Annotated in this window: 3 protein-coding genes; 1 reads left to right on the forward strand and 2 read right to left on the reverse strand. The window is 57.4% G+C overall.

Annotation, left to right across the window (positions count from 1 at the left end; genetic code table 11):
* Positions 1-110, reverse strand: a 110-nt coding sequence (locus tag B7R24_RS00005; RefSeq protein ID WP_147303923.1) for a transposase, incomplete at its 3' end; no start/stop codon positions are given.
* A gap of 176 nt (positions 111-286) precedes the next feature.
* Between B7R24_RS00005 and B7R24_RS00010 the strand changes: the two genes are divergently transcribed.
* Complete coding sequence (locus tag B7R24_RS00010; protein WP_172582636.1) at positions 287-4,618, forward strand: PA14 domain-containing protein; 4,332 nt, start codon at positions 287-289, stop codon at positions 4,616-4,618.
* Here B7R24_RS00010 and B7R24_RS18345 read toward each other — a convergent pair.
* Positions 4,602-4,690 (reverse strand): IS3 family transposase (locus B7R24_RS18345; RefSeq protein WP_367302594.1); only part of this gene is annotated, 89 nt, incomplete at its 5' end. The two genes, B7R24_RS00010 and B7R24_RS18345, sit on opposite strands and share 17 nt — an antisense overlap.

Genomic DNA, 4,690 nt, shown 5'->3' on the forward strand with positions numbered 1-4,690 from the left:
CCGACACCATAGGCCTCAGCGACTTCCCGGATCGGTTTCGAGGTCGAGATCACCTCCTGGCACAGCTCGTCCTTGAACTCCTGGCTGAATCGCCGTCGTGATGCAGTCATCCTGCAGATCTCTCTTTCAGTAGCGCCCTCAGTTTAAGAGGGCCCACCGTCCGAAATCCCTAGGCCGCCCAAACAAACGCGTAGGAGCTAGTGGCCCGTCGCCGTCTGACGCGGCCGGCCCGGTTACAGTGAACCTTGCGAACGGAAACGTATCAATGCAGTTCGCGTCACCGACCGTGACGACCGTTGGCGGGCCGATGGGTATGTCATTTGCCTACAATTCGCAGGCTCCGTCCAATGCTGGACTGAATGCAACGTACTACAACGCGCAGGTGCCGGGAGCGACCAGTCCTGACTTCAACTTCGGTGGCAGCACCCCAAATGTGCCGAAGGTGATGTCACGCGTCGATACGCAGGTCAACTTCGACTGGGGGACGGGCTCACCTTCGGCCGGCGTGGACTCCGACAACTTCATTGCGAACTGGCAAGGGTTCATTCGTTCACCCGATGCGACAGGGACCTCGTACCAGTTCGGCTGGTCCCGAGACGATGGCATGGCTGTGTACGTCGGCGGGACACAGGTTGTCGACCAATGGACTATTCAGGCGAACAACGGCTGGGGTGCCTCGACGAATCTCTCGTCAACACCGGTCAGTATTCAGGTCAAATATTTTGAGAGCACCGGCGGCGCTTCGGCGAAGTTAATAGCTCGAAAAACCGGCGACACCGGTTCCGGTTTCGTCGTACCGGCATCTTGGTACACCAGGACCATATCGACCCTGCCGACAGGGTGGGCCAGTTCCATACCAATTGCAGGGGCGGCTGGGTTCTACTCCAACGCCCAGGTAAGAGAGGGATCTGTCGTTCTTACAGACGCCGCCGGCGTAATTCACTCCTATACCAAGACCGATGCCGGTTCCTACACCCCGCCTAAAGGCGAGGCGGGAATTCTCGCGGTCGACACGAACGGTGGTATTAGTCTCACCGATGAAGCAGGAACAACTTATCTCTTCGATAAGGACGGCAAAGTGAGTGATGTCACGAACCCGCTAGAAGTAAAAAAACCTGTCGCACCGGTGGTGAAACCCCGTCCCAGCACGGGAGCGGTCAGTACGATCAGCGACAGGCTCTCTTTCATCTCCGGAGACAATTACGCACGTCAAGTGAAATTCATCTACACCACGGACAACGTCACGGATATCGAGATGAAGACGGGCGACCAGGTCAACGGAAAGCCGTGCAAAACTGACCCGGCATCGTTCACTGCTAGTGCCACACAGATCACCGGTCCATTGCTGTGCAGGATCATGTACCCCGGTCACGTCGAAGGTGCCGACGATTTCACAGAGCTGCAATACGACACCAACGGTTACCTGGTCAGGATTACAAACCCTGGTAATGCCCAGACCTCGTTCTCTTACACAAGTAAAGGTCAAGTGGCCACCGTACGTAACGTGCTCCAAAACGACTGGCTTCTTGCCGATCGCATTAACCGCCAGGCCGGGTCGCAGAACCGTACCGACATAACCTACGACAGCACAGGCCGCGCAACTAAGGTTGCGCTGTCCTCGCCCGGCGGAACGAGTAACGCGAACCGGCCCACAAAGACATACACCTACGCCACCGCACCATCCGGTGCGGGTTCGTCAGCTACCGACGGAACCACCTACGTCGACCTCGTAGACTCCACCGGAGCCGCACTCCCGAACACGACAGGCACTACCGGGCATGCTCAAACGGTGATGTATGACTCAAATCTTCGTGCCACAAGCATCAAGAGCTCATCCGGATTGCTGACCGCCACTGTATGGAATGACAGAGACCAAACTCTTTCCACTACGAACGCTCAGGGCCTGAAAAGCACAAATCTGTACGACTCTAGAAACCGACTCACCGACAGCTACGGGCCGGCCGCAGCATCTTGCTTTGCCACAGGAACCTACACGCCAACAAGTAATTGCGCATTAACAACCGGACACGCCCACACCGGGTACGACGAGAAACTGAACAGTCTGAACGTGGCGTATTACGACAACGCCCGATTCGCCGGCGTCCCAAAGGCATACACCCTCGGTATTCCTGGTACCACCATGCCCGGCGACATCAACAAGGATTGGGGCAGCACTGCGCCCGTTGCAGGTGTTTCCGCCTCCGCATGGTCCGCACGCTTGACCGGTACAGTCACGTTCCTGACAGCCGGGAGCTACACGTTTATGACTGTCGCTGACGACGGCACACGAATCTGGATTGACAACCTCCTCAAAGTCGACGACAACATCAACTCCGGCGCCCACCCGTCACCAGACAGCAAAGCGATAACCGTGACGGCAGGCCAAACCCTCCCCATCCGAGTCGACTACGCCAACCAAGCAGGCCCCGGCGCGAGCCTCGCCTTGGAATGGACCACCCCCGGGGCATCCGGGCCCGTTGTCATCCCGGCCGCGCAGCTCAAACCCGACTACGGCCTCACCACGAGCAGCGGCACAGACGATTCCGCTCCGACTGGGATCAGTGGAATCAGCAACGCTCAGGTTCCTGGAATGAGCACCAGCACCAACTACGGCAACTCGCCCTGGCTTGGCATGGCCGCCTCGACCAGCGTCGATCCGGCTAATCTGAACCTCACAACCACAACCACCTATGAGACCACCGCTGCCGGCTATCAGCGCCGCACCGCGATGAGCCTCCCGTCCGGCTCAGCTACCGCAACCTCCTATGGTTATTACACCGACAACGGCCCTTTCGAGGCTGGGTTCGGATACACCTCTGCCGTGTGTGGTGTGGACATCGGAACAGCCCAATACGGGATGCTACGGAAGACGCTCACCCCCAATCCTGCGTCTGGAATCGGAGTGCCAACCTGGTACGTCTACGACATCATGGGCCGAGTTGTCGGAACAACAAACAACTCGAGCGGAACGTGGACATGCACTACCTACGACGCCCGCGGACGGATCATCCAAACGAGCTACCCCGCTTATGGAACAGGCGCTACTCAGCAGCCGGCTCGCACAGTGACGACCGCTTACACCGGAGCTAATAACGATCCGCTCACTGGGTCCGTCACTGATAGCAGCCTCGCGACAAACACGACAAATGCGGGAAGAGTGGCTGCGACGATCGACCTACTAGGTCGAACAGTCAGCTATGCCGACGTGTGGAATACCATCACCACCTCGACATTAAACGCAATCGGTCAAACAACCAAGACTGTCACCATTGCAAACGCATCTAGCGCAACAACAACAGAAGAATTTAGCTATGACAGCGACGGACGACTCACTCAGCAAACTGACAACGGTTCTGTCATTGCCACACCAACCTATGGCACAGCAGAAGGCGTAAATCTTGGGTTAATCACCTCTATTGCGTACCCAACCGGTACAGGCAAAGCCGGTAACGGCAGCGCGCTAGCCATGACTCGTAGTTCTGTTGGTGCGACAACGTCTCTGTCTTGGACATTCCCCTTGCAACCGACAATAACCGACACCGTGATCCGGTCTCAGTCCGGGCGTATTCTCCGTGACACGACGAAGGATGGCACTGCTGCAGCGCAGGATTCCACCTACAGCTACGACACCGCCGGTCGGCTCATTAGCGCCGCCATTCCCGGTCACGCTCTAAGTTACGCGTACGCCTCAACCGGCGGATGCGGAGCAAACCAAAAAGCTGGCATGGACGGCAACCGTACTTCAGCAACAGATGTCGCCGGCGGTGTGACTAGCACAACCACCTACTGCTACGACAACTCCGACCGGCTCCTGTCATCGAGCGTCACCAACGCTATTAGCAGTGCGAACCCTACTAACACTGGTCTGACAGCTGCGCAGATCAGTTACGACAGTCATGGAAACACGACCAAATTGTCCGACCAAACGCTGGCATACGACATGATTAATCGGCACATGGTGACCACCCTTAGCGGCGGAACGACAATCACCTACGCGAGAGACTCCAGTGACCGGATCATCTCCCGCACCACCTATATCCCTGGAACGGGTCCAGGAACGGGGACTTCGGTCATAAATTATCTCTACGCGAAGGGCGGTTCCTCACCCGTCATGATCAAGGATGGCGCCTCAGCACCATCAAGGATGATCGCCCTTCCTGGGGGTGCCCAAGTTATAGTTCCACCCGCTGGAGACCAGACTTGGTCTTACTCGAACATCCACGGCGACACCATTGTTACGGCCAACCAAACCGGCGCCCGGTCCGCGCAATACCGCTACGATCCTTTCGGGCAGCCCATCACTGCCGCAGGAGTAATCGGAACGGGCACCGCAGACGACAATGTCCCTACCAATTTGTCAGGCACAGCCGACTACGGCTGGGTTGGAAGCAACGACAAACTCTACGAGCACGAAGCTTCCATCGCTACCGTTGAGATGGGGGCTCGGCAGTACGTTGCCGCACTCGGACGATTCCTTAGTACCGACTCGGTTGAGGGAGGAAATAGCAATCAGTACAACTATCCAAATGATCCAATCAACAAGTTTGACCTGGACGGCAACCGTGAGGCTGACCCCGTTTCCCGGACAGGTGGTTGGTTGGTCAGGCTGCCAGTGTGAGCTGGCGGCGTTCGTACTCTAATGGACTGAGGTAGCCGATGCCGGAGTGGCGTCGGCGGGCGTTGTACCAGC

Origin of the sequence: Subtercola boreus (assembly GCF_003399645.1) — a bacterium.
Taxonomy (GTDB): domain Bacteria; phylum Actinomycetota; class Actinomycetes; order Actinomycetales; family Microbacteriaceae; genus Subtercola; species Subtercola boreus_A.